At 65.6% G+C, this 21,715-nt stretch carries 25 protein-coding genes; 17 read left to right on the top strand and 8 right to left on the bottom strand.

What is annotated here, in order from left to right:
- From XI09_RS38745 to XI09_RS38735, 3 genes are all read right to left on the bottom strand, one after another.
- A complete protein-coding gene (locus XI09_RS38745; RefSeq protein WP_025575214.1) occupies nt 1–840 on the bottom strand; it encodes an ABC transporter permease in 840 nt (279 codons plus the stop codon).
- Nucleotides 837–1,808, bottom strand: coding sequence for an ABC transporter permease (locus tag XI09_RS38740; RefSeq protein ID WP_271571600.1), 972 nt, complete (start codon nt 1,806–1,808; stop codon nt 837–839). Before XI09_RS38740 ends, XI09_RS38745 begins: the two co-directional genes overlap by 4 nt.
- A 231-nt stretch (nt 1,809–2,039) precedes the next feature.
- Complete coding sequence (locus XI09_RS38735; RefSeq protein ID WP_271571599.1) at nt 2,040–3,590, bottom strand: ABC transporter substrate-binding protein; 1,551 nt, start codon at nt 3,588–3,590, stop codon at nt 2,040–2,042.
- 215 nt (nt 3,591–3,805) lie between these two features.
- On the opposite strand from XI09_RS38735, the gene XI09_RS38730 reads away from it, so the two are divergent.
- From XI09_RS38730 to XI09_RS38720, 3 genes are all read left to right on the top strand, one after another.
- Entirely contained in the window at nt 3,806–4,444 is a 639-nt protein-coding gene (locus XI09_RS38730; RefSeq protein WP_092186473.1) for a TetR/AcrR family transcriptional regulator, read from the top strand.
- A gap of 254 nt (nt 4,445–4,698) precedes the next feature.
- Entirely contained in the window at nt 4,699–5,361 is a 663-nt protein-coding gene (locus XI09_RS38725) for a DUF3313 domain-containing protein (RefSeq protein WP_271571598.1), read from the top strand.
- Nucleotides 5,362–5,393: 32 nt separating this feature from the next.
- A complete protein-coding gene (locus tag XI09_RS38720; RefSeq protein WP_271571597.1) occupies nt 5,394–5,963 on the top strand; it encodes a DUF2147 domain-containing protein in 570 nt (189 codons plus the stop codon).
- Nucleotides 5,964–5,966: 3 nt separating this feature from the next.
- Here the strand turns inward: XI09_RS38720 and XI09_RS38715 are convergent, their stop codons facing one another.
- On the bottom strand, nt 5,967–6,278 hold the full coding sequence (locus XI09_RS38715) for a hypothetical protein (RefSeq protein WP_025575224.1): 312 nt from the start codon (nt 6,276–6,278) through the stop codon (nt 5,967–5,969).
- Between the two features lie 181 nt (nt 6,279–6,459).
- Here XI09_RS38715 and irr point away from each other — a divergent pair, with 181 nt between their 5' ends.
- On the top strand, nt 6,460–6,939 hold the full coding sequence (gene irr, locus XI09_RS38710; RefSeq protein WP_271571596.1) for a Fur family transcriptional regulator Irr: 480 nt from the start codon (nt 6,460–6,462) through the stop codon (nt 6,937–6,939).
- A gap of 95 nt (nt 6,940–7,034) precedes the next feature.
- Here irr and XI09_RS38705 read toward each other — a convergent pair whose 3' ends face one another.
- Nucleotides 7,035–8,585 (bottom strand): winged helix-turn-helix domain-containing tetratricopeptide repeat protein, encoded by a 1,551-nt coding sequence (locus tag XI09_RS38705; RefSeq protein WP_271571595.1) that lies wholly within the window; start codon nt 8,583–8,585, stop codon nt 7,035–7,037.
- 134 nt (nt 8,586–8,719) lie between these two features.
- Between XI09_RS38705 and mddA the strand changes: the two genes are divergently transcribed.
- Both mddA and XI09_RS38695 read left to right on the top strand, forming a co-directional pair.
- Nucleotides 8,720–9,508 (top strand): methanethiol S-methyltransferase, encoded by a 789-nt coding sequence (gene mddA / locus XI09_RS38700; RefSeq protein WP_271571594.1) that lies wholly within the window; start codon nt 8,720–8,722, stop codon nt 9,506–9,508.
- Nucleotides 9,509–9,733: 225 nt separating this feature from the next.
- Nucleotides 9,734–10,156 (top strand): GFA family protein, encoded by a 423-nt coding sequence (locus XI09_RS38695; RefSeq protein WP_028173675.1) that lies wholly within the window; start codon nt 9,734–9,736, stop codon nt 10,154–10,156.
- A gap of 52 nt (nt 10,157–10,208) precedes the next feature.
- Here XI09_RS38695 and phnF read toward each other — a convergent pair whose 3' ends face one another.
- Entirely contained in the window at nt 10,209–10,940 is a 732-nt protein-coding gene (gene phnF, locus XI09_RS38690; protein ID WP_271571593.1) for a phosphonate metabolism transcriptional regulator PhnF, read from the bottom strand.
- 119 nt (nt 10,941–11,059) lie between these two features.
- On the opposite strand from phnF, the gene phnG reads away from it, so the two are divergent.
- From phnG to XI09_RS38645, 9 genes are read left to right on the top strand one after another with little or no spacing between them, the layout of a single operon-like run.
- Nucleotides 11,060–11,524, top strand: coding sequence for a phosphonate C-P lyase system protein PhnG (phnG, locus tag XI09_RS38685; RefSeq protein ID WP_177234352.1), 465 nt, complete (start codon nt 11,060–11,062; stop codon nt 11,522–11,524).
- A gap of 4 nt (nt 11,525–11,528) precedes the next feature.
- Nucleotides 11,529–12,137, top strand: a complete 609-nt coding sequence (gene phnH, locus XI09_RS38680; RefSeq protein ID WP_271571592.1) for a phosphonate C-P lyase system protein PhnH — start codon at nt 11,529–11,531, stop codon at nt 12,135–12,137.
- A 4-nt stretch (nt 12,138–12,141) separates the two neighbouring features.
- Complete coding sequence (locus XI09_RS38675; RefSeq protein ID WP_271571591.1) at nt 12,142–13,245, top strand: carbon-phosphorus lyase complex subunit PhnI; 1,104 nt, start codon at nt 12,142–12,144, stop codon at nt 13,243–13,245.
- The gene (locus XI09_RS38670; protein WP_271571590.1) at nt 13,242–14,138 is read left to right on the top strand and encodes an alpha-D-ribose 1-methylphosphonate 5-phosphate C-P-lyase PhnJ; all 897 of its coding nucleotides are present in this window, start codon (nt 13,242–13,244) and stop codon (nt 14,136–14,138) included. Before XI09_RS38675 ends, XI09_RS38670 begins: the two co-directional genes overlap by 4 nt.
- Nucleotides 14,131–14,928, top strand: coding sequence for a phosphonate C-P lyase system protein PhnK (gene phnK, locus XI09_RS38665; RefSeq protein ID WP_271571589.1), 798 nt, complete (start codon nt 14,131–14,133; stop codon nt 14,926–14,928). The genes XI09_RS38670 and phnK overlap by 8 nt, the downstream gene beginning before the upstream one ends.
- Before the next feature lie 8 nt (nt 14,929–14,936).
- Complete coding sequence (gene phnL, locus XI09_RS38660; protein ID WP_271571588.1) at nt 14,937–15,635, top strand: phosphonate C-P lyase system protein PhnL; 699 nt, start codon at nt 14,937–14,939, stop codon at nt 15,633–15,635.
- Between the two features lie 11 nt (nt 15,636–15,646).
- Nucleotides 15,647–16,804: an alpha-D-ribose 1-methylphosphonate 5-triphosphate diphosphatase gene (locus XI09_RS38655; protein WP_271571587.1), complete on the top strand. Its 1,158-nt coding sequence runs from the start codon at nt 15,647–15,649 to the stop codon at nt 16,802–16,804.
- Entirely contained in the window at nt 16,801–17,397 is a 597-nt protein-coding gene (gene phnN, locus XI09_RS38650) for a phosphonate metabolism protein/1,5-bisphosphokinase (PRPP-forming) PhnN (protein ID WP_271571586.1), read from the top strand. Before XI09_RS38655 ends, phnN begins: the two co-directional genes overlap by 4 nt.
- Before the next feature lie 26 nt (nt 17,398–17,423).
- A complete protein-coding gene (locus XI09_RS38645; protein WP_271571585.1) occupies nt 17,424–18,035 on the top strand; it encodes a pyridoxamine 5'-phosphate oxidase family protein in 612 nt (203 codons plus the stop codon).
- Between the two features lie 317 nt (nt 18,036–18,352).
- Here the strand turns inward: XI09_RS38645 and XI09_RS38640 are convergent, their stop codons facing one another.
- Complete coding sequence (locus XI09_RS38640) at nt 18,353–19,084, bottom strand: SDR family NAD(P)-dependent oxidoreductase (protein WP_271571584.1); 732 nt, start codon at nt 19,082–19,084, stop codon at nt 18,353–18,355.
- Nucleotides 19,085–19,476: 392 nt separating this feature from the next.
- Between XI09_RS38640 and XI09_RS38635 the strand changes: the two genes are divergently transcribed.
- Both XI09_RS38635 and XI09_RS38630 read left to right on the top strand, forming a co-directional pair.
- Nucleotides 19,477–19,722 (top strand): hypothetical protein, encoded by a 246-nt coding sequence (locus tag XI09_RS38635; RefSeq protein WP_271571583.1) that lies wholly within the window; start codon nt 19,477–19,479, stop codon nt 19,720–19,722.
- Between the two features lie 21 nt (nt 19,723–19,743).
- Nucleotides 19,744–20,697: an aliphatic sulfonate ABC transporter substrate-binding protein gene (locus tag XI09_RS38630; RefSeq protein ID WP_271571582.1), complete on the top strand. Its 954-nt coding sequence runs from the start codon at nt 19,744–19,746 to the stop codon at nt 20,695–20,697.
- Nucleotides 20,698–20,932: 235 nt separating this feature from the next.
- Here the strand turns inward: XI09_RS38630 and XI09_RS38625 are convergent, their stop codons facing one another.
- On the bottom strand, nt 20,933–21,715 hold the full coding sequence (locus XI09_RS38625) for an alpha/beta fold hydrolase (protein ID WP_271571581.1): 783 nt from the start codon (nt 21,713–21,715) through the stop codon (nt 20,933–20,935).

Genomic DNA, 21,715 nt, shown 5'->3' with positions numbered 1-21,715 from the left:
TCAGCGTCCCTCCCGCGACAGGCGCGGATTGAGCGCGTCGTTGAGGCCTTCGCCGATCAGGTTCAAGCCGAGCACCGAGATCAGGATGGCGACGCCGGGAAACACCGTGATCCACCAGGCCTGCCGGATCACGGTGCGGCCGGCGCCGACCATGTAGCCCCAGGAGATCAGATTGGGATCGCCGAGGCCGAGGAAGGCCAGCGAGGATTCCAGCAGGATCGCGGTCGCCACCATCAGCGAGGCCAGCACGATCACCGGCGACAGCGCGTTGGGCAGGATCTCGCGCAGGATGATCCAGGTGTTGCTCTGGCCGGTGACGACCGCGGCCTGGACATATTCGCGGGTGCGCAGCGACAGCACCTCGCCGCGCACGAGGCGGGCGACCGGCGGCCAGCTCACCACCGCGATCGAGGCCACGATCGAATAGATCGAGGGCTGCAGGATCGCGACCAGCACGATCGCCAGCGCGAAGCTCGGAATGGTCTGGAAAAATTCGGTGAAGCGCATCAGGGCGTCGTCGACCTTGCCGCCGAAATAACCGGCCATGGCGCCGATCGGCACGCCGACGACCAGCGCCACCAGCGTCGAGACGAGGCCAACGAGCAGCGATACGCGTGCGCCAAAGATCATGCCGGCGAAAACGTCGCGGCCGAGCGCGTCGGTGCCGAGCGGCACGGTCGAGAGCGTGAACGGCGGCAGGAACGGCCGCTGCACCATGCGCCAGGGCGAGTTCGGGAACAGCATCGGTCCGAACACCGCGATTCCGATCGCAAGCAACAGGATGATGAGCCCGATGACGCCGCTCGGGCTGCGCAGCATCGATTTCCAGAACTGTTTCATGAGGCGAATTCGATGCGCGGATCGACCAGTCGATAGACGAGGTCGGTGATGAGGTTGAAGATCAGGACCATGGCGGAGCAGATCACGAACACGCCGAGCAGGAGGTTGTAGTCCCGCTGGAGCAGCGCGTCGTACATCAGGCGCCCGATGCCGGGCCAGGCGAACACGGTCTCGGTGATGACGGCGCCGCCGATCAGCGTGCCGGAATGCACGCCGGCGAGCGTCACGACGGGCAGCAGCGCGTTGCGCAGCACGTGGCGACGCTGGATCACGGCGTCGGAGAGGCCCTTGGCGCGCGCGGTCTTGACGAAGTCGAGGCGTTTCACCTCCAGCATCGAGGCGCGCGTCATGCGGGTATAGGTCGCCATGAAGAACAGGCCGAGCGTCATCGCCGGCATGATCAGGTGTCTTGCGACGTCGACCGCGTGGGCAGGGCCAGTGAGATTGGCGCCGACCGTCTCGTAGCCGAAGCTCGGCAGCCAATCGAAGGTGACCGAGAACAGGAGGATGCCCATCAGCGCCACCCAGAAGATCGGCATGGCGTAGAAGATCAGGGCGAACACGGTGATGCCGGTGTCGAGAAAGGTTCCGGCAAAGCGCGCCGCGAAGGTGCCGAACAGGACGCCGAGCATCAGCGAGATCGCGAAGGCGGTCAGCGTCAGCAGCAGGGTCGCCGGCAGCCGTTCGAGGATCAGCTTCGACACCGGCGCCTGCTGGCGGAAGGAGAAGCCGAGGTCGAAGGTGACGACGCCCTTGACGTAGATGAAGAGCTGTTCGGGCAGCGGCTTGTCGAGGCCGAACTTTTCACGGAGCTGCTTGACGAAGACCTGGTCGCTGGCGCCGGCCTCGCCCGCCATCACGACCGCGGGATCGCCGGGCGCAAGCCGGATCAGGAAGAAATTGAGGACGACGATCGCGAGCAGGACGATCACGCCCTTCACGACACGCTGAGCGACGAAGGAGAGCATATTATGGGTGGTTCATATTGGGTGACGTGACCTTTGGCCACTGGGGTAGTGCGTTCCCTCGCCCCGCTCTTGCGGGGTCGAGACGAGCTTCGCTCGCTCTGAGAGGGTTGGGGTGAGGGGCCTCTCTCCACGCGTGAGAATTCTGATGGACCTGTACCCCCTCACCCGCCGCGCTCTGCGAGCGCGTCGACCTCTCCCCGCAAGCGGGGAGAGGTGAAGTCAGGAACGCCCTCACTTGTCGAGCCATGCGTCCTTGAAGCCGTCATTGACGCCGATGCCGGTGGTGATCAGGTTCTTGACCTTGCAGCGCATGATGGTCGGGAATTGCAGCTCGAGCATCCAGGCCACCGGCACGTCCTCGACCAGGATCTTCTGCACCTTCTCGTAGATCTCCTTGCGCTTGGAATCCGGGGTCGCGACGGCGCCATCGGCGAACAGCTTGTCGATCTCCGGGTTGGAGTAGCCCTCGACATTGTTGAACACCTGGCCCTTGGCGATGGCGCTGGAGACGTAGTTGCGCCCGACGCCGAGGGCTGGATCGCCGTACTGGTAGAGATAGGTGAAGGCGATGTCGTAGTCCCAGTCGCCGATCTTCTGGTTGCCGCCGGCAACGTCGGTGGCGATCGTCTCGATGTTCATGCCGACGTCCTGGAGGTTCTGCTTCACGGCTTCACCCCAGCGCTGCCAGGTCTCGCCATAGGCGAGCGGCAACAGGCGGATCTTCTCGCCCTTGTAGCCGGCTTCCTTCAGCAGCGCCTTGGCCTTGGCCGGATCGTACGGATATTTCGGCACGTCGGCGGTGTAGTACTTGATGGTCGAGGCGGACGGGCCGGTCGCGACCTTGCCGAGCCCGTTCCAGATCACGTCCTTGGCGAAATCGCGGTCGATCGCGTACATGATCGCCTGCCGTACCCGCTTGTCCGCGAGCGGTCCCTGGCGGTTGTTCAGCCACAGCCAGGCCAGCGGCGAGAAGAACTCCCAGCCGGCGCCGGTGACGCAAGTGTCCTTCAGCTTGGACAGCCGCGGCACGTCGAAATTCTCGACCGAGCCGCCGGGCAGCACGTCGACCTTGCCGGTCTCGTACGCCACCGAGCGCGCGGCGGCGTCGGGGATGATCTGCCAATAGACCTCGTCGAGATAGGGCTTGCCCTTCTCGTGGTAGTTCGGGTTCTTGACCATGCGGATGAACGAGCCCTTCTGCCATTCCTTGAACATGAAGGGGCCGGTGCCGACGGGCGCGTTGTTGTAGGGGTTGGTCTTCCAGTCGGTGCCTTCATAGAGATGCTTCGGCACCATCGGCATCGAGCCGACCTCGAAGATGCCGAGGAACGGGCCGAACGGCTGCTTCAGCGTGAACACCACCGTGTAGTCGTCGGGCGCCTCGACCTTGTCGACCTGCACGAGGTTGGCGCGGGCGCGCGCATGGGTCTGCTTCAGCATCTCGATCGAGAACAAGACGTCGGCTGACGTGAAGGGCTTGCCGTCATGCCAGGTGACGCCCTTCTTGAGCTTGAAAGTGTAGGTCTTGGCGTCCTCGCCGACGGTCCAGCTCTCGGCGAGCTCCGGCTGCGGCTCGAGCTTGGGGCTGTAGCGCAGCAGGCCCTCGAAGATGTTGCCCGACACCATCTGAACCGGGCCGTTCTGGACCATCGCAAGCATCAGGCCGGGCGGCTCGGGCTGGATCACGGCATTGATCACGCCCCCCGTTTTCGGCTCTTGCGCCAGCGCCGAGGCCGTGAGGCCGCAAGCCAGGAGGACACCAAGCAACACTCGTTTTGGCATGTCGTATCTTTCTCAAGCGAGACCAGCCGCAAACGCTTCGCACGTCATGGCGCGCAAAGCTACGGCCGGCTCATCCCAGTCCCCATCCGGTATCAAGGCTCACATAGTCTCATTCGGCGCCGCAAGATGAAAGTCTCGACACTGTTCGCACAAAAAATGTACAGCGCGTCCTGTTTTCACTTGATTCATTGTCCTGTCACGGAGACAAGTCGGCCATGGACAATGCCACACGCTCCGAACGGTCCCGCAACGCCGCGCTCGAAGCGGCGATCAGGATCATTGCGCGCGACGGGCCCGGCCGGCTGACACTCGACGCCATTGCGCGCGAGAGCGGCCTCAGCAAGGGCGGCGTGATGCATCAGTTCCGCACCAAGGAAGCCGTGCTCAAGGCGCTGCTGGAGCGGCAGATGGAGCATTTCGAGGAATTCTCAACCCGTTATATGGCGAAGGTGAGTGAGACCTCGGCGAATCCCAATCTGGCCACGCAGCTTGCGACCGTGCGCGAAGCGGCCACGTCGCCGAATTCCGCCGCGCTGGCGCTGGTCGCGGCCATGGTCGAGAATCCCGGCCTGATGTCGCTGCCGCGCGACCGCGAGATGAAAAGGGTGGAGGCCATCAAGGCGGAGGCCGCTGATCCCGAGCTCGCGCTGTTGCGCTGGGCAGCGGCGCGGGGACTATTGTTGAGCTCGTTGTTCGGCATGTCGCCGCTTGGCAAGGACGAGCACCAGCGGCTGTTCGCGCGTCTGCTCGATGACGATCAATGGCGCCCGCTCGAAAAGCCGGCCAAGGCCCGCGCCGCAAAAGCCGGCGGGGCATCCGCGGCGAAGGCTGGCGCAGCGCGCAAGCGCGCCTGATTCATCGTTAACGAACTCCAACCGGACGCTGCCCAAAACCGCGCCTGCGGCCAAATGTGCCAGGTCCTCATTTCCGTGCTTTACAAACCAACTGGTCGGTTTTATAAGTGGAAACACTGAGACGGCCCACGGCGTCTGAAATGGCCCCGGACGATGCCTTGGGCCGGCAATGGTGAGCGCCGCAGCCGCGTCTGGTCCCAAAACGCGGCTGCGGTCCCCATCGCCCTTGCTGAAAGCCGCTAGAGGAGTCTGGAATGGATCGCTCGATCGCCTTGCGCGGTCTGGGAACGCTGGTGCTTTGCGCGGCCGCGGCCGGCTGCGCCTCGGTCGCGCCCGTGCCCTATTCGGAGATGGCGTCCTCGGCCTACATGGCCCCGGACAGGTCGGACGCCTCCGGCCGCGTGCCCTACCGCTATTCCACGCCGGTCGACTGGCGCGCATATAATAAAGTGATCCTCGATCCCGTCGTGCTTTACCGCGGCAAGGATCATCAGTTCGGCGACATGTCCGACAAGGACAAGGCGACGCTCGCCGCCTACATGCAGAATTCCTTCGCCGAGCGGCTGCGCGGCCGCTTCGCGCTGGTGCGCGCGCGCGGACCGAACACGCTGCGGATCAGGCTGACGCTCACCGGCGCCGTCACCAACACGCCGGTGCTCGGCACGCTCTCGCGCTTCGACCTCGCCGGTGCCGTCTACAACGGCGTGCAGGCCGCGCGCGACGGCGAGGGGACGATGACCGGCTCGGTCGTCTATGGCGTCGAGATCTTCGACGCCGCCACTTCCCGCCTGCTCTCTGCCTACGTCACCAAGCAATACCCGGGCGCCTACGACATCAAGGCCAGCGTCGGCGCGCTCGCAGCCGCCACCGCCGGCCTCGACAAGGGCGCCGACGCGCTGATGGCGCAACTGAACTGACGCGGCAACCCGCGCAACGAAAGGCATCGTAGATGAACATTTTTCTCCGCTTCGTGCTGCGCGTCGCGATCACCGTCGTGATGATGATCATCGGCGGCCGCGCCGGCGCTGCCGCGCCCACCGATCCCAGCGGCACCTGGCTGGTCGAGGACGGCCGCGCCCGCATCCGGCTCGAACGCTGCGGTCCATCGCGCGAGCGCATCTGCGGCTTCATCGTCTGGATGAAGGAGCCGGCTGACAAGCGCGGCCAGCCCTATCGCGACAAGGAAAATCCCGATGCGGACAAGCGCGCTCGCGCGCTGCTCGGCCACCAGCTCATCATGGGCTTGCAGGCGACACCCGAGGGACGGTTTGCCGGCGACATCTACAATGCGGAAGACGGCAAGTTCTATTCGGTCTCGCTGTGGCGCGAATCTCCCGACCGCCTCAAGCTCAAGGGTTGCCTGATCAAGTTCCTGTGCCAGACCCAGACCTGGCAGCAGACCCTCGATGTGCTGCCCGGCCAGCTCGTCGGCCTGACCGGCGATCTAAACGGCCCGCGCGCCGACAAGGAATGGGCGGCGGTGCCGGCCCCGAAGCCGATGCAGGCGAAGGCGAAGTAGCCTTCAGGGCGTTCGCAGCGCCCGCCGCAATTCGTCGAGCGCGTCTGCGAGTTGCTCGCGATGCGCGATGTCGTCCTTGGGGAGAGCGGCGACGCTGCTTGCGAGCTCACGCAGGATACCGGCGAGCAGGCCGAAATTGATGTGCAGATGCACCGATTTGCGTTCGTCGGCCGCCCCCGGATGTTGCAGCACCAGCGCGACGCCGCTCCCGTCGAGACGTGCCTCGAACCGCGATGAGTGCTCGAAGGTGCCGACATAGAACTTGTCGGGATATTCGAGCGCGACCTCTGCCTTGTCGGGAACCGGCCTGGACATCTGAACCTCTCGATACCCCCGCATTCTGACCGGGAATAAACCGGGCCGCCTTGCGATAGGTCAGAGGCGTCCGCTTCCGGATTTGATCCGGATCAAAGCCAAGCCGCTGCTTCTGCGATCGAATGGCAACTGGCCGGACGGCGCGTTGCGTGCCTTGGTCCTTTCAGCCGTGAGACGATCGATGGACATGCAGGCCACGAATATCCCCGCGGGCGACGACAGCGGACCTGATGTCGTCGGAGCGGAACTGGATGAGGGCGTGCAGCGCTGTCTGCAATTGCTTGTTGATGCGGGCTTCCGGCCAACGCGCCAGCGCCTGGCGCTCGGCCAGTTGCTGTTCCTGCGCGGCCATCGCCACGTGACCGCCGAGGGGCTCTATGAAGAGGCGCTGGCGGCAAACGCGTACCTGTCGCTCGCGACCGTCTACAATACGCTGAACCAGTTCACCGAAGCCGGCCTGCTGCGCCGGATCGCGGCCGACGGCATCAAGTCGTTCTTCGATACCGACACATCCGTGCATCCGCACTTCTACCTCGAAGGCGAGGATGTGCTGGTCGACGTCGTCGACGGCCTCGCCCTCACCAGGATTCCCGAGGCACTTCCCGGCCACGAGATCGCGCGGCTCGACGTCATCGTCCATCTGCGCCGGAAGAGCGTGTAGCGCCGCCGCACAAGTTGATCGCGCCACTTACCCTCCCCTGGAGGGGGAGGGTCGATCGCGCGCAGCGCGAGGGAGGGTAAGAGCAGCGCCGCGCCTCACCGCAACCCCGCCCGGCGGAATCCTTCCAGATAGTGCTCGCGATCGGCGTCGCTGGCCCATGGCAGTTGCGTCGCGATCCAGTGCAGCGAGATGCCCGGCTGGGTGCGGCGGAGCTCGCCCAGCGCCATCTCCGCAAGTATCCCGTCGCCGGTCATGCCGGCGGACACGGCGAGCACGCGATAGGCGCCGGTGAGGTCGCCGCGATGGCGGATCGCCTCGCGCGCGAGCGCGATGGCCTCGTCATAGCGCCGCTCGGTGAAGCGCGCATAGCCGGCGATACCGTGATAGATCGCCAGCGACGGGTCGCGCGGTGAGAGCCGGATCGCCCTCTGCGCCGCCTCAAACGACTCCCTCGACCGCCCGGCATAGGACAGCGCCAGCGCGTAATAGCCCTGCGCCAGCGAGAAGTTCGGATTGAGCGCGAGCGCCTGCTCGAACTCGGACAGCGCGTCCGTAAGCCTGCGCGTCGAGAAGTAGACGCTGCCGAGCCCGGCATGCGCCCAGGCATCCTCATGATCGCAGCGCACCGCGGCCAGCGCGGCGCCTTCCGCTATCGGCGCCACCCTGGCCAGCTCGGCCCAGCCGAGATGCGCGCCGAACATGTGGTTCGCCGCGAGCAACGCCAGCGCCTGGCCGTAATTCGGATCGATCCCGATCGCGCGCTCGAGCAGCGCCTGTGCGGCCTCGTGATCCTGCCGCGTCACGCGCCAGTAATGCGACAGCGCGCGCATCAACAGATCCCAGGCGTCGAGGCTCGCGGGCGGCTTGCGACGGCTACGAAAATCCTCGGCCGCGTGGATCTGCGGCTCGATCGCGGCGACGATCGCGTTGGTGATCTCGTCCTGCACGGCGAAGACGTCGACGAGCTCGCGGTCATAGCGCTCCGCCCAGAGATGGCTGCCCGACGTCGCGTCGTTGAGCTGCGCGGTGATGCGCACCCGGTTGTTCGCCTTGCGCACGCTGCCTTCGACGATGTAGCGGACGCCGAGCTCCTCTGCGATCTGCCTGATATGGACCGCGCGTCCCTTGTAGGTGAAGGACGAGTTGCGGGCGATCACCATGAACCAGCGCTGCTTCGACAGCGCGGTGAGGATGTCCTCGCTGATCCCGTCGCCGAAATAGTCCTGTGCGGGATCGCCGCTCATGTTCTCGAAGGCGAGCACCGCGATCGCCGGGCGGTCCGCCGCGGCGCGCGGCCGGGCAGGGACGGGCTCGGCGGGCGCAGGCGCCGCTGCCACTTCTTCCCGGACGTCGCCGATGAAACGAAAGCCCTTGCGCGGGATCGTCTTGATCAGCCGTTGTGCGGCGCCGTCGTCGCCGAGCGCCTTGCGCGCGGCATTGATCCGGCTGTTCAGGGCGGAATCCGAGACGATGCGGTCGCTCCAGATCTGGCTGATCAGGTCACCCTTGCTGACCACTCGCGCCCGTTGCGCGACGAGGTAAAGCAACAGATCGAACACCTGGGGCTGCAACGGCACGGCAACCCCGGCGCAGGTCAGTTCGCGCAGGTCGCCGTCGAGCACGTTGTTTTCAAAGCAAAATCGCACGTTTCTGTCGTCTCAAGCAAAAATCAAAGTCGTCTCAGGCGAAAATCAACCGTCCGCGAAAGTCTTGGGCGCACCGATGCGGCATGGTGCAGCCACCAATGAAGTGCCGGCGTTTTGGCACAACGGAGCTTTCCATGTCCCAAATTGATCACCAGGTTCATTCGATCGGCCCGGAGGTTGCGGGCTCACGCATTTTCAAGTTCATCGCCTTTCTGTACGGAATTGCGGCGTATCTCGTGTTTTTCGTCACCATTCTCTACGCTATCGGCTTCGTGATGGGGCTGGTGGTGCCGAAGACCATCGACACCGGAGCCGAAGCGCCCGTCGTTCGCGCGGTCATCATCAATCTGCTGCTGATGTCGCTGTTCGCGGTTCAACACAGCGTGATGGCGCGCCAGCAATTCAAGGCGTGGTGGACGCAGTTCGTCCCCAAGCCGGTCGAGCGATCGACTTACGTGCTGTTCGCGAGCCTGTCATTGCTCCTCCTGTTCTGGCAGTGGCGTCCGCTGCCTGCGGTCATATGGGAGGTCGAGAATCCCGATCTTGCCGTGACGCTGGTCACGCTGTCCTTCGCGGGTTGGATATTGGTGTTCACCTCGACCTTCATCATCAATCATTTCGAGTTGTTCGGATTGCATCAGGTGACCAACCATCTCGTCGGCAAGGAAGCGACGCCGCCGCGTTTCAAGACGCCGCTGCTCTACAAGTTCGTCCGTCATCCGATCTATCTCGGCTTCATCATCGCGTTCTGGGCGGCACCGGTCATGACCGCGGGCCATCTGCTGTTCGCGGCCGTGACCACGCTCTACATCTTCGTCGGCATCGCGCTGGAGGAGCGCGACCTCGTCGATCTCTTCGGCGACGAATACCGGCAGTACAAACAACGCGTGTCGATGCTTATTCCCTGGCGCCGGTCAGTTTAGTCGTCGCATCTTTCCGTCGCGTCCGCCGAAAGGAGGATGCGCGACGGAACTAAGGCGCGTATCTCGCCGGACACCAGCCTTCAACGTCCCTCGGGGTGATTCCCCCTCACTCCGAGGCCACCAGCGCGAGCGAAGCTCGTCGCGACCCCGCATCCGCCTTCGCCGAGATCTCGGTGAACCGGAGCGGGGAGAGGATTTCCAACCTTCATTAACGGAGACGACCAAATGAAACATGTCGGACACTGCTTCTGCGGCGCGGTTACGGTCGAGGTCACGGGTGCGCCGGAGGCGATGGGCTATTGCCATTGCGGCTCCTGCCGGTCCTGGTCCGGCGGACCGGTGAACGCCTTCAGCCTGTGGAAGCCCGACGCCGTGCGCATCACCGAAGGCGCGCAGCATGTCGAAACCTTCGCCAAGACGCCGCTCAGCCAGCGCAAATATTGCAGGAAGTGCGGCGGCCATCTCATGACCAATCACCCGCCGCTCGGCCTGACCGACGTCTTCACCGCCACCATCCCCACCCTGGCGTTCACGCCCGGCGTCCATGTCAACTACGCCGAGACGGTGCTGCCGATGCGCGACGGCCTGCCCAAGCTGAAGGATTTCCCCGCCGAGTTCGGCGGCAGCGGCGAGATGATGCAGGAGTAGGAGGCTCTGCTCTTCCTTCTCCGCTCGTGGGAGAGGGGAAGAGGGCTGCATCTCAGCCGTTCTCCACCAGAAACTCCACCCGCTCGGCGGCAAAGCGCGAATGCTTCGTCACCAGCGGCTTGCCATCGAGATCGTGGTCGGTGGCATCGACCACGAGGATCGGCCGTCCCAGCGGCAGATCGAGCCGTGCAGCGTCGGTCGCATCGACGATGCCGGCAGTGATCCGGGTCGCGCCGCGGCGATAGTCGCGGACGCCGAAGTGCTCGAGCAGTTTCGTCATCGAGCGCGTTGCTGCAAACACGCTGCCGGCACCCGGAAACAACTCCGCCGACAGCCATGTCGTGGAGACGCAGATCGGCGTGCGGTCGGCGAGGCGGATCGCCTCGATCCGCACCAGCGGCGCGCCGGCCTTCAAGCCCAGCTCGCGCGCCAGCTCTCGCGTCGCGACGTCGTCGGACGCCTCGATCAACTGACCGCGCGGTTCACGGCCGCCGGCGCCGACGATCTCGGAGAAGCGCGTGCGCGAGCGCAGCGGATAGGCGATGCGCTGCGCCTCGACATAGGTGCCGCTGCCGCGTTCGGCGCGCACCAGGCCGCGCTCGGCAAGGGCTGCCAGCGCCCGCCGCACGGTGTGGCGGTTCACGCGATAGGTCTCGGCGATCTCCATCTCGCCCGGCAGCTTGTCGCCGGCGGCAAAGCGGCCGTCGGCGATGCCGCGCTCGATGCCGTCGGCAACGAGGCGCCATAGCGCGACGCCCGTGGAGGCGGTGTCCTGCATGCTCATATCGCCGGTCAGCCTAGCCCGAAAATCACACGCTTGTCACGAAACAGTCATGGCGCTTCCGTATGAAGTTGTCTACTATCATAGACAACTTGAATTCGGCAAGTTCGGTGGCAAGTTCGGTGGATCGGGTGACGCAGCACAACAATCAGCAAGCCCAGCGCAAGGCCGCGATGGCCGTGCTGGCGCACGCGGAGGCGGGCGAGATCGCCGCTCGCCTCCGCGCTTTCGCCCTCCCGGCCCATCAGGACCTGCGCGCGCCGGAAAACGGCCTCGTCATGCTGCGCGGCCGGGTCGGCGGCGACGGCGCCCCGTTCAATCTCGGCGAAGCCACGGTGTCGCGCGCCGCGGTGCGGCTTGCGAGCGGCGAGGTCGGCTTCGGCTACACGCTCGGACGCAACGGTGAGAAGGCGCGCCTGATCGCGCTGTGCGATGCGCTGGTGCAGTCGCGGGATTTTTCCGCATCGGTCGAGCGGGACGTTATCGCACCGTTGCGCGAGCAGCTTACGATCCGGCGCAAGCAGGCGGCGGCCGAGACCGCCGCGACGAAGGTTGATTTCTACACCATGGTGCGCGGTGAGGGGTGAGATCATGACCACGATTGCGGAACTGCCGCAGGCGTTCGCCGACAAGGTGCTGTCGGCGCAATCGACATTTCGCTCGGTCATGGACGCGATGGCGCGGCCGGGCTCGGTTCAGCGCATCGTACCGATGGCCGGAACCCCCGGGCCGATGATGCGCGGCGCCGCCGCGATCGCGCTGACGCTGTTCGATCACGATACGCCGCTCTGGCTCGACGCGCGGATGGCCGAGAGTTCCGACGTCGCGAAATGGCTCAAGTTCCACACCGGCGCGCCGGTCATTCAGGATTCCTCGATCGCAAGCTTTGCCCTGATCAGCGACGGCGCCTTGCTTCCGGCGCTCGAGCGCTTCGCGCTCGGCACCAGCGAATATCCGGATCGGTCGACCACATTGATCCTCCAGGTCGATCGCCTTGACGCAGGGCAGGGCTTCGAGCTGCGCGGCCCCGGCATCGATGGCGTCGCGACGCTCCGGGCGTCGATCAAGCCCGCCGACCTGTTCGAGCGGCTGCGTGTCAACGAGACGCTGTTTCCGCGCGGCATCGACGTGGTGCTGGTCGCCGATGACGCCGTGGTTGCGATCCCGCGCACCACGCGCGTCGTGAGCAAAGGAAGCTAGGCATATGTATGTCGCAGTCAAAGGCGGCGAACGCGCGATCGAGAACGCCCATCGCCTGCTCGCCAATGCGCGGCGTGGCGATCAAAGCATTCCGGAAGTCTCGCTCGACCAGATCTCGGAGCAGCTCGGTCTGGCCGTGGATCGCGTCATGAGCGAGGGCTCGCTCTATGACCGCGAGCTCGCGGCGCTCGCGATCAAGCAGGCGCGCGGCGATCTGATCGAGGCGATCTTCCTGGTCCGCGCCTTCCGCGCCACGCTGCCGCGCTTCGGCGCCAGCGAGCCGGTCGACACCGGCGCCATGCGGGTGCAGCGGCGGGTGTCCTCGACCTTCAAGGACATTCCCGGCGGTCAGATCCTCGGGCCGACCTTCGACTATACGCATCGCCTGCTCGATCCCTCGCTCGCTGATGGCTTTGTGCCGGAGACGCCAGCGACGGCCGAAGCGTCCACAGCGCCGACGCCGCGCGTGACCGATATCCTGGGCCGCGACGGATTGATCGAATCTTCGCCGCAGGCTGAGGACGGCGCCAGCGTCGGCGATCTCACCCGCGAGCCGCTCAACTTCCCGGCGGACCGCGACCTGCGCCTGCAAAATCTCGCGCGCGGCGACGAAGGCTTCCTGCTGGCGATGGGCTATTCCACCCAGCGCGGCTACGGCCGCAACCATCCCTTCGCCGGCGAGATCCGCTTCGGCGAGGTCGAGGTCGAATTCTCCGCCGAGGACGTCGGCTTCGCGGTGCCGCTCGGCTCGATCGAGCTCACCGAGTGCCAGATGGTCAACCAGTTCAAGGGTTCCGCGACGGAGGCGCCGTGCTTCACCCGCGGCTATGGCCTCGCCTTCGGCCAGAGCGAGCGCAAGACCATGTCGATGGCACTGGTCGATCGTGCGCTCCGTGCCCGCGAGCTGGGTGAGGAGGCGCTCGCACCGGCGCAAGATGAAGAATTCGTGATGTCGCATTCGGACAACGTCCAGGCGACCGGCTTCGTCGAGCATCTGAAGCTGCCGCACTATGTCGACTTCCAGTCCGAGCTCGGCCTGCTGCGCAAGCTGCGTCAGGAGTTTGCCGAGGCCAACGCGCCTGATGCCATGAAGGAAGCCGCGGAATGAACGCGCCCGCCTACAATTTCGCCTATCTCGACGAGCAGACCAAGCGGATGATCCGCCGCGCCATCCTGAAGGCGATCGCGATCCCCGGCTATCAGGTGCCGTTCGCCAGCCGCGAAATGCCGATGCCCTATGGCTGGGGCACCGGTGGCGTGCAGGTGACGGCGGCGATCCTCGGTCCTGACGACGTGCTGAAGGTCATCGACCAGGGCTCCGATGACACCACCAACGCGATCTCGATCCGCAAGTTCTTTGCCAAGACCGCCGGCGTCGCGACCACGACGGCGACTGACGATGCGACCGTGATCCAGACCCGTCACCGCATCCCCGAGGCGGCGCTGCACGAGAACCAGGTGCTGGTCTATCAGGTGCCGATCCCGGAACCGCTGCGCTTCCTCGAACCGCGCGAGACCGAGACGCGGCGCATGCATGCGCTCGCCGAATATGGCCTGATGCATGTGAAGCTCTACGAGGACATCGCGCGCTTCGGCCACATCGCGACCGCCTACGCCTATCCGGTGAAGGTGAACGCACGCTATGTGATGGACCCGTCGCCGACGCCGAAATTCGACAATCCCAAGATGGACAATTGCCCGGCGCTGCAATTGTTCGGTGCCGGCCGCGAGAAGCGCATCTATGCGATCCCGCCTTACACGCAGGTGGTATCGCTCGATTTCGAGGATCACCCGTTCGAGCCCTATCGCTTCAACGCGCCTTGCGCGCTGTGCGCGGCCGAAAATTCCTATCTCGACGAGATCGTCACCGACGACAAGGGCGGACGCATGTTCGTCTGCTCCGACACCGATTATTGCGAGAGCCGTCAGGCCGCCGGCCATCACGGCAGCCTGAGCGCTGCGCCGTACAAGGAGAGGGCGCAGGAGAAATCAAATGGCTGATCACGACATGCTGGAAAACGACGAGCCGCTGCTGGTCGCGGAGTCGCTCAGCAAATCCTACGGCCGCATCGCCGCGTGCCGCGACGTGTCGTTCTCGCTCTATTCCGGCGAGGTGCTGGCGATCGTCGGTGAATCCGGTTCGGGCAAGTCGACGCTGCTCCAGCTGCTGTCCGGCCAGCTCGCAGCCAGCGGTGGCCACGTCTCCTACCGGATGCGCGATGGCGTCAGCCGCGATCTCGCCACGCTCGGCGAGGCCGAGCGGCGCTTCCTGTTCCGCACCGACTGGGGCTTCGTGCACCAGGATCCCGCGCAGGGTCTGCGCATGGCGGTCTCCGCCGGCGCCAATGTCGGCGAGCGGCTGATGGCGGTGGGATGGAATCACTACGGCCGCATCCGCGACACCGCGTCCGACTGGCTCGCGCGCGTCGAGATCGACACGGCTCGAATCGACGATGCGCCGCGCACCTATTCCGGCGGCATGCGCCAGCGTCTCCAGATCGCCCGCAACCTCGTCACCGAGCCGCGGCTGGTGTTCATGGACGAGCCGACCGGCGGCCTTGACGTGTCGGTGCAGGCGCGTCTGCTCGATCTGCTGCGCAGCCTCGTCGCCGAGCTGCATCTCGCCGTCGTCATCGTCACCCACGATCTCGCGGTCGCGCGGCTATTGTCGCATCGCGTGATGGTGATGAAGGGCGGCCGCGTCATCGAGACCGGTCTCACCGACCAGGTGCTCGACGATCCCCGCGAGCCTTACACCCAACTCCTCGTCTCCTCGATTCTGCCGCCATGAGCCCACTGATGACCGCCATGATCGACATCGCTGATGCCAAGAAGACCTTTACGATGCACCTGCAAGGCGGCATCGAATTGCCTGTCGTGCGCGGCGTGACCTTTCACGTCAATCCCGGCGAATGCGTTGTGCTGTCGGGCCCGTCGGGCGCCGGCAAGTCGTCGATCCTGAAAATGATCTTCGGCAATTACCGCTGCGACTCCGGCCGCATCGGCATTCGCCATCGCGGCGCGCTGATCGATCTGGCTGCCGCCGAGCCGCGGCAGGTCCTCAACGTGCGCCGCGCGACCATCGGCTATGTCAGCCAGTTCCTGCGCGCGGTGCCGCGGGTTGCTACGATCGACGTCGTCGCCGAGCCGCTGATCGTGAACGGCATGGCCCGAGCCGAGGCGCAGCAGCGCGCCGGCAGCCTGCTGCACCGTCTCAACATCCCCGAGCGGCTCTGGCAGCTCCCGCCCGCGACCTTTTCCGGTGGCGAGCAGCAGCGCGTCAACATCGCGCGCGGTTTCATCTCGGACCTGCCGATCCTGCTGCTGGACGAGCCGACCGCTTCGCTCGATGCCGCCAACCGCGCCGTCGTGGTCGAGCTGATCGCCGAGAAAAAGCGCCAGGGCGTCGCCATGGTCGCCATTGTCCATGACGACGAAATCCGGCATCTGATTGCGGACCGCATCGTCGATGTCACCAGCTTTGCCGCCGCCGCCTGAAGGAAATTGAAATGAACGCCAAGCCGAAGGACGCCGTGATCGCCAATGCCAGGATCGTGCTGGCTGACCGGGTGATCGAGCAGGGCTGGCTGGCTCTCGCAAATGGACGCATCGCCGAGATCGGCGAGGGCAGGGCACCCGCGGGTGCGGAGGATGCCGGCGGCGACCTCATCATGCCGGGCCTGATCGAGCTCCACACCGACCATCTCGAAGCGCATTACGTGCCGCGGCCGAAGGTGTTCTGGAATCCGGTCGCCGCCGTTGTCTCCTATGACGGCCAGCTCGCCACATCAGGCATCACCACCGTGTTCGACTCGCTTCGGGTCTGGCGCGAGGACGGCGCCGAGGAAGTCGACGGCCGTGCCGGCACGCTCGCCGCCGCGATCACGACCGCGCGCGACGCCGACCTGCTGCGCGCCGACCACTTCCTGCATCTGCGCTGCGAAATCCCGATGCCGAGCGTGGTCGAGGAGGCCAAGGAGCTGATCGACCGTCCCGATGTGAAGCTGATGTCGCTGATGGATCACACCCCCGGCCAGCGCCAGTTCCGCGACGAGGGCAAGCTGCGCGACTATTATCGCGGCAAGGGCGGCGGCAAGACCGATGCCGAGCTCGACGAGCTGTTCGCAAAACGCTTCGAGTATCAGAAGGCTCATGCTGCGACCAACATGCGCGAGATCGTGGCGCTGGCGCATCAGTACAAGATTCCGCTGGCGAGCCACGACGATACCACCGAGGAGAATGTCGCGGACGCCGTGCGCGATCGCGTTTCGGTGGCGGAATTCCCGACGACGCTGGAGGCCGCGCGCGGCCTGCATCAGGCCGGCATCGACATCCTGATGGGCGCGCCCAACGTCGTGCGCGGCGGCTCGCACTCCGGCAATATCGCTGCGGTCGATCTCGCCCGCGAGGGCCTGCTCGACATTCTCTCGTCGGACTACATTCCATCGAGCCTTTTGATGGCCGCGCTGCAATTGCCGGAACATGTGCCCGCGATCAGCCTTTCGGCGGCAGTTCGCACCGTGACGAAAGCGCCGGCCGAAGCGGTCGGGCTCTCCGACCGCGGCGAGATCGCGGTCGGCAGGCGCGCCGACCTCATCCGCGTGCACATCGCGGGCAGCGTCCCCGTAGTCCGCAGCGTCTGGCGCGAAGGAGGCCGGGTCGCATGAGCGAGACCGCGACCATGGCGCAGGGCGAGGCGGGTGCGATCGGCCCTGGCCGGCTCGTGCTCGTGGTCGGTCCCAGCGGCGCCGGCAAGGACACCTTGCTGCGGCTGGCGCAGGCGGCCTGCACCGACGATCAGAACGTCGTCTTTCCGCGTCGCGTCGTGACGCGGGAGTCCTCGGCGGCTGAGGACAACATTGCCATGAGCCCGGACGAATTCCGACGCGGGATCGATCACGGCGATTTCGCCGTGCATTGGGAGGCGCATGGGCATTCCTACGCGCTGCCGCTCGAAATCAACGACGACATCCGCGCCGGCCGCGCCGTCGTCGTCAACGTCTCGCGCACCGTGATTGCCGCGCTGCGCCAGGCCTATGCCGATGTCGTGGTGGTCGCCATCACGGCGCCGCCGGATGTGCTGGCGCAGCGGCTTGCCGCTCGCGCCCGGCACAGCGACGGCAATATCGCGGACCGGCTGTCCCGCAGCGTCGACGACGCAGCATCGCAGGCCGATGTCACCATCCTCAACGCCGGGGGCGCGGATTATCACAGCCGTCAGCTCGTGCGCGTGATCAGGAACGAAGGCTGGCGCGAGTAGCGACTAGTGCAAAGGAGAGTGGAAGAATGTCGGTAATCGAAACGGTCGAGCAGCTAGAGGCCATCTACGGCGCCACCAACGACGCCTCGACCGTGAAAGTCGCCGACCATGTGACGCCGCTCTATCGCATCTTCATCGAGAAGGCGCCGTTCGCGGCGCTCGCCACCATCGGGCCCGAGGGCATCGACTGCTCGCCGCGCGGCGATCTGCCCGGCTTCGTCCGCATTCACGACCCCAAGACTCTGATGCTGCCGGATCGCCGCGGCAACAACCGGGTCGATTCCCTGCGCAACATCGTGCGCGACCCGCGCGTGTCCCTGATGTTCCTGGTCCCCGGCTCCGGCAATGCGGTCCGCGCCAACGGCCGCGCGCATCTGTCGATCGATCCGGAGCTGCTGGCGTCCTTCAAGGTCGAAGGCAAGGCGCCGCGCAGCGTGATGGTGATGAATGTGGACGAGATCTACTTCCAGTGCGCCCGCGCGATCGTCCGCTCCGACCTCTGGAATCCCGACAAGCGGATCGATCCGAAGACCTTGCCGACGCCCGGCCAGATCCTCGCCGAGATGAGCCAGAACAAGGTCGGCGGCGCGGAATATGATCGCATCTGGCCGGAGCGCGCGGCTGCGACGATGTGGTAGTGCACTTACTCTCTCCCCCTTGTGGGAGAGGTGGCTCGCCGCGAAGCGGCGAGACGGGTGAGGGGTCTCTCTCCGCGAGTCCAGAATCGTAGGGTGGGCAAAGGCGCACTTGCGCCGTGCCCACCGCATGTCCAACACCGCGATAGAAATGGTGGGCACGCTCCGCTTTGCCCACCCTACGGCTGTCTCTTCTCCCTCTCCCCGTTCTTACGGGGAGAGGGGCCTCTCTCGACACGCGAGATCGTCGTGGGACCTGTACCCCCTCACCCCGACCTCTCCCCGCAAGCGGGGAGAGGTGAAGGAAGCCAGCCGCTCGCCTAGTTAAACGCCATCCCGCCGCTCAGCGCGATGGTCTGGCCGGTCATGTAGGCATTGTCGACCAGCAGCATCACCGCCTTCGCCACCTCCTCCGCGGTGCCGAAGCGGCCGAGCGGGATGCGGCTGACGAGTTGGGGCTGGCCGCTCATCATGTCGGTCTCGATCAGCGACGGCGCCACTGCGTTGACGGTGATGCCGTCTTTCACCAGCCGCGCAGCATAGCCGCGCGTCAGCCCCTCCATGCCGGCCTTGGACGCATTGTAGTGCGGGCCGATCGAGCCGGCGCCGCGGGCGGCGCCGGAGGAGATGTTGACAATGCGCCCCCATCTCCGCGCGCGCATCGCCGGCAACACCGCCTGCGTGCACAGGAAGGCGGATTTCAGATTGACCAGGATGGTACGGTCGAAATCGTCCTCGGTGAGATCGTCGACGCCGCGCGTGATGGCGATGCCGGCATTGTTGACGAGAATGTCGATGGGGCCAAGCTCGGCGGTGACGCGTGCGACCATCGCAGCGACAGCCTCGCGCTGCGACACGTCGGCGGCAACGGCGATGGCGCGGCCGCCGCGCTTGTTGATCTCGCCCGCCAGTTGCTCGGCCTGCCCGATCCGCTCGCGGCAGTTGATCGACACCGCCGCGCCGGCCTCGGCCAGCAGGCGGCAGACGGCGGCGCCGATCCCGCGTGAGCCGCCGGTGACGAGCGCCGTGCGCCCCTTCAGATCATTTGCCATGCCGGGATCTCCCAATCTTCTATTTTGCTCTCCGACGGAGCGTATCATGTGCGTCGCTCACGCGCGTTGAACTCATCGCGAGATGAATCTGCCTGTCAGCGCTTGCGGCGGGAGAAGCGACCCAACGCGCCGCACGTAATTATGGATAGCCATTTCATTGACCGATCGCGCCAATCGCTCGATATTTGCAGCATCGAAACTGCTCCTCGAGCCGAAGCCGCAACATGAGAACCGATCACCAGCGTAATCCAGGCGACATGCACGCGTGCATGATGCGGCGCTGTTTCTCGGCGGCCACCGGCGCCTGTTGTTGTTGCTGACCGCCTCCCTTTCAGCACGTCACATCGCAAATCCCAAGACAGGAACGCCGCAATCCCGGCGAATGAGCAGTCATGTCCCAAGCCCAGTTCGAAGCCCAGTTTGAAGCCCAGTCCAACGCCTACATCATCGAAATCCACGACCGCGCCGCCGGCATCATCACCCGAGACGCGCGCGGCTTCCGCTTCTTTTCCTCCGAGCGCCTGTTCGACAGCCTCGAAGGCCGCCAGTTCCGCTCCGCCCGCGAGGCCGAGCGGGCCGCGCGCGCGGTGTTCTCCGAGCGGAGCCGGCGCGCGAATTCGCAACTCTTCGCCAACTGATCCCACCGAAAGGACCGCGATATGATTACGCGACGACAAATACTCGCAACGACACTCCTGCTCGCGACCGCCTTGGCTGTCCCCGCACGCGCTGAGGACAAGCCCGCGGAAATCCGCATCGGCACCCAGAAAGGCGGCTTCTTCCCGGCGGTGCGCCAGCGTCAGACGCTCGAAAACGCCTTCAGGCCGCTCGGCATTGAGATCAAGTGGATCGACTTCCAGTTCGGTCCGCCGCTGCTGGAGGCCATCAATGTCGGCAGCGTCGATTTCGGCTATGTCGGCGACTCCCCGCCGATCTTCGCGCAGGCCGGCGGCGCAAAGATCCGCTACGTCGCCGCGGTGAAATCGGACGGCAACACCCAGGCGATCGTCGTGCCGAAGGACTCGCCGGTTCACGCGCTGGCCGATCTCAAGGGCAAGCGCGTCGCCTTCGGCAAGGGATCGAGCGCGCACAATCTCCTGGTCGCGGCGCTCGAGAAGGCCGGCCTGTCCTGGTCCGACATCACGCCTGCGCCGCTCGCGCCGGCCGATGCGACGGCGGCCTTCGTGAAGGGCTCGGTCGACGCCTGGTCGATCTGGGATCCCTATCTCGCGCTCGCCGAACTGAAGGAGAATGCGCGCGTCATCGCCTTCGACAAGGACGTGCACAAGCCGAACGCCTTCTACATCGCCGGCACCGATTTCGTGGAGAAATATCCCTCCCTCGTTGCGAAGCTCAACACGGCCTTCGCGTCCGAGGGCGTATGGGCGGATTCGCACCATGAGGACGTGGCGAAGGCGCAAGCCGAGGCGACCGGCGTCGACATCGAAGCTGTCAAGCGCTTCGTCGCCCGCTCCAATTATCGCGTGGTGCCGCTCGATGCCGAGGTGGTCAAGAGCCAGCAGGCGGTCGCTGACCGCTTCGCAAAGCTCGGCCTGATCCCAAAGCCGGTCAACGTCTCCGACATCGTCTGGAAATGGACGCCGGGGTCTTGAGCGGAGTCACTGGCAAGATATCGTCATGCCCGGGCTTGCCGTCTTCGCCCAGGCTTCGCCGGCCCAACACCTGTAAGCCCGGCGAAGCGTTCGCGGAGCCGGGTCCCGGGCATCCACGTTCTTCGCTCCGCGCGGCCAGACGTGGATGGCCGGGACATAGGCGAGCGGAAGCGACGCCGTCCTTCGGACGGCTATGCCCGGCCATGACATTGTAGAGGTACCTGACGCCAAACTTTCAGCCTTTCAGCGCCGCCAGCAACTCATCCGGGCGCTCGGCCATGATCATGTGGCCGGCGCCCGGCACCACGACGGTCTTCGCATGCGGGATCGCCGCCGCGAGCGCCTTGCCCGCCTTCGCCGGTGTCATCATGTCCCGTTCGCCGAGGATGAGCGTCGCAGGCACTTTGACGCTCGCGGCAGCTTGCAGCGCATTCGCGTAAGCATTGCAGGCCGACAGATCCCTGAACAGCACGCCCGGCTCGCAAGATTTCAGCACCGCCTGCGCGCCGCCATGCATCCACAGGCCCGGCGCGAGGCTGCCGCCGAGCTCGGCGTTGAAGCCGAGGCCCCAGATTGACACCATGTCGTTGGCATCCTGCGAGTTGGCTTCGGCCGCCTTCAGCAGATCAGGGCCGACCGTCATGGTCGCGGCGGTGCCGATCAGGCTCAGCGCGGCGACCTTGTCGGGGTGCCGCGCTGCCGTCTCCAGCGAGATCAGCGATCCCATGGAGTGGCCGATCAGATGCGCCTTCGCAGCTCCTGCGGCATCGAGCAGCGACGCCGTCCAGTCGGCCATCTCGGCGATGCTCGCGAGCGAGGGACCGGCCGAGCGGCCGTGACCGGGCATATCAGGCGCCAGCACGGAGTAGCCGTGATGGGCGAACCAGCGCGTGTGCAGCGCCCAGGTCGAGTGGTCGAAGCCGGCGCCGTGGATGAAGACGACCGCGGGCAGGGACTTGTCGAATTCGCGGCCGCCGGTTGCGACAAACACCTCGGCGCCGTTGACGGAGAGCTTCAT

This window comes from Bradyrhizobium sp. CCBAU 11386, from assembly GCF_028128955.1.
Lineage (GTDB): Bacteria > Pseudomonadota > Alphaproteobacteria > Rhizobiales > Xanthobacteraceae > Bradyrhizobium.
The sequence above is the reverse complement of the archived record's forward strand: the minus strand, read 5'-3'. Positions and strand labels throughout refer to the sequence as shown.

Bases quoted from the DNA above. Each gene is read 5' to 3' on its own strand.
- XI09_RS38745 (WP_025575214.1), bottom strand. From the start codon at position 840: ATGAAACAGTTCTGGAAATCGATGCTGCGCAGCCCGAGCGGCGTCATC.
- XI09_RS38740 (WP_271571600.1), bottom strand. From the start codon at position 1,808: ATGCTCTCCTTCGTCGCTCAGCGTGTCGTGAAGGGCGTGATCGTCCTG.
- XI09_RS38735 (WP_271571599.1), bottom strand. From the start codon at position 3,590: ATGCCAAAACGAGTGTTGCTTGGTGTCCTCCTGGCTTGCGGCCTCACG.
- XI09_RS38730 (WP_092186473.1), top strand. From the start codon at position 3,806: ATGGACAATGCCACACGCTCCGAACGGTCCCGCAACGCCGCGCTCGAA.
- XI09_RS38725 (WP_271571598.1), top strand. From the start codon at position 4,699: ATGGATCGCTCGATCGCCTTGCGCGGTCTGGGAACGCTGGTGCTTTGC.
- XI09_RS38720 (WP_271571597.1), top strand. From the start codon at position 5,394: ATGAACATTTTTCTCCGCTTCGTGCTGCGCGTCGCGATCACCGTCGTG.
- XI09_RS38715 (WP_025575224.1), bottom strand. From the start codon at position 6,278: ATGTCCAGGCCGGTTCCCGACAAGGCAGAGGTCGCGCTCGAATATCCC.
- irr (WP_271571596.1), top strand. From the start codon at position 6,460: ATGGACATGCAGGCCACGAATATCCCCGCGGGCGACGACAGCGGACCT.
- mddA (WP_271571594.1), top strand. From the start codon at position 8,720: ATGTCCCAAATTGATCACCAGGTTCATTCGATCGGCCCGGAGGTTGCG.
- XI09_RS38695 (WP_028173675.1), top strand. From the start codon at position 9,734: ATGAAACATGTCGGACACTGCTTCTGCGGCGCGGTTACGGTCGAGGTC.
- phnF (WP_271571593.1), bottom strand. From the start codon at position 10,940: ATGAGCATGCAGGACACCGCCTCCACGGGCGTCGCGCTATGGCGCCTC.
- phnH (WP_271571592.1), top strand. From the start codon at position 11,529: ATGACCACGATTGCGGAACTGCCGCAGGCGTTCGCCGACAAGGTGCTG.
- XI09_RS38675 (WP_271571591.1), top strand. From the start codon at position 12,142: ATGTATGTCGCAGTCAAAGGCGGCGAACGCGCGATCGAGAACGCCCAT.
- XI09_RS38670 (WP_271571590.1), top strand. From the start codon at position 13,242: ATGAACGCGCCCGCCTACAATTTCGCCTATCTCGACGAGCAGACCAAG.
- phnK (WP_271571589.1), top strand. From the start codon at position 14,131: ATGGCTGATCACGACATGCTGGAAAACGACGAGCCGCTGCTGGTCGCG.
- phnL (WP_271571588.1), top strand. From the start codon at position 14,937: ATGACCGCCATGATCGACATCGCTGATGCCAAGAAGACCTTTACGATG.
- XI09_RS38655 (WP_271571587.1), top strand. From the start codon at position 15,647: ATGAACGCCAAGCCGAAGGACGCCGTGATCGCCAATGCCAGGATCGTG.
- phnN (WP_271571586.1), top strand. From the start codon at position 16,801: ATGAGCGAGACCGCGACCATGGCGCAGGGCGAGGCGGGTGCGATCGGC.
- XI09_RS38645 (WP_271571585.1), top strand. From the start codon at position 17,424: ATGTCGGTAATCGAAACGGTCGAGCAGCTAGAGGCCATCTACGGCGCC.
- XI09_RS38640 (WP_271571584.1), bottom strand. From the start codon at position 19,084: ATGGCAAATGATCTGAAGGGGCGCACGGCGCTCGTCACCGGCGGCTCA.
- XI09_RS38635 (WP_271571583.1), top strand. From the start codon at position 19,477: ATGTCCCAAGCCCAGTTCGAAGCCCAGTTTGAAGCCCAGTCCAACGCC.
- XI09_RS38630 (WP_271571582.1), top strand. From the start codon at position 19,744: ATGATTACGCGACGACAAATACTCGCAACGACACTCCTGCTCGCGACC.
- XI09_RS38625 (WP_271571581.1), bottom strand. From the start codon at position 21,715: ATGAAGCTCTCCGTCAACGGCGCCGAGGTGTTTGTCGCAACCGGCGGC.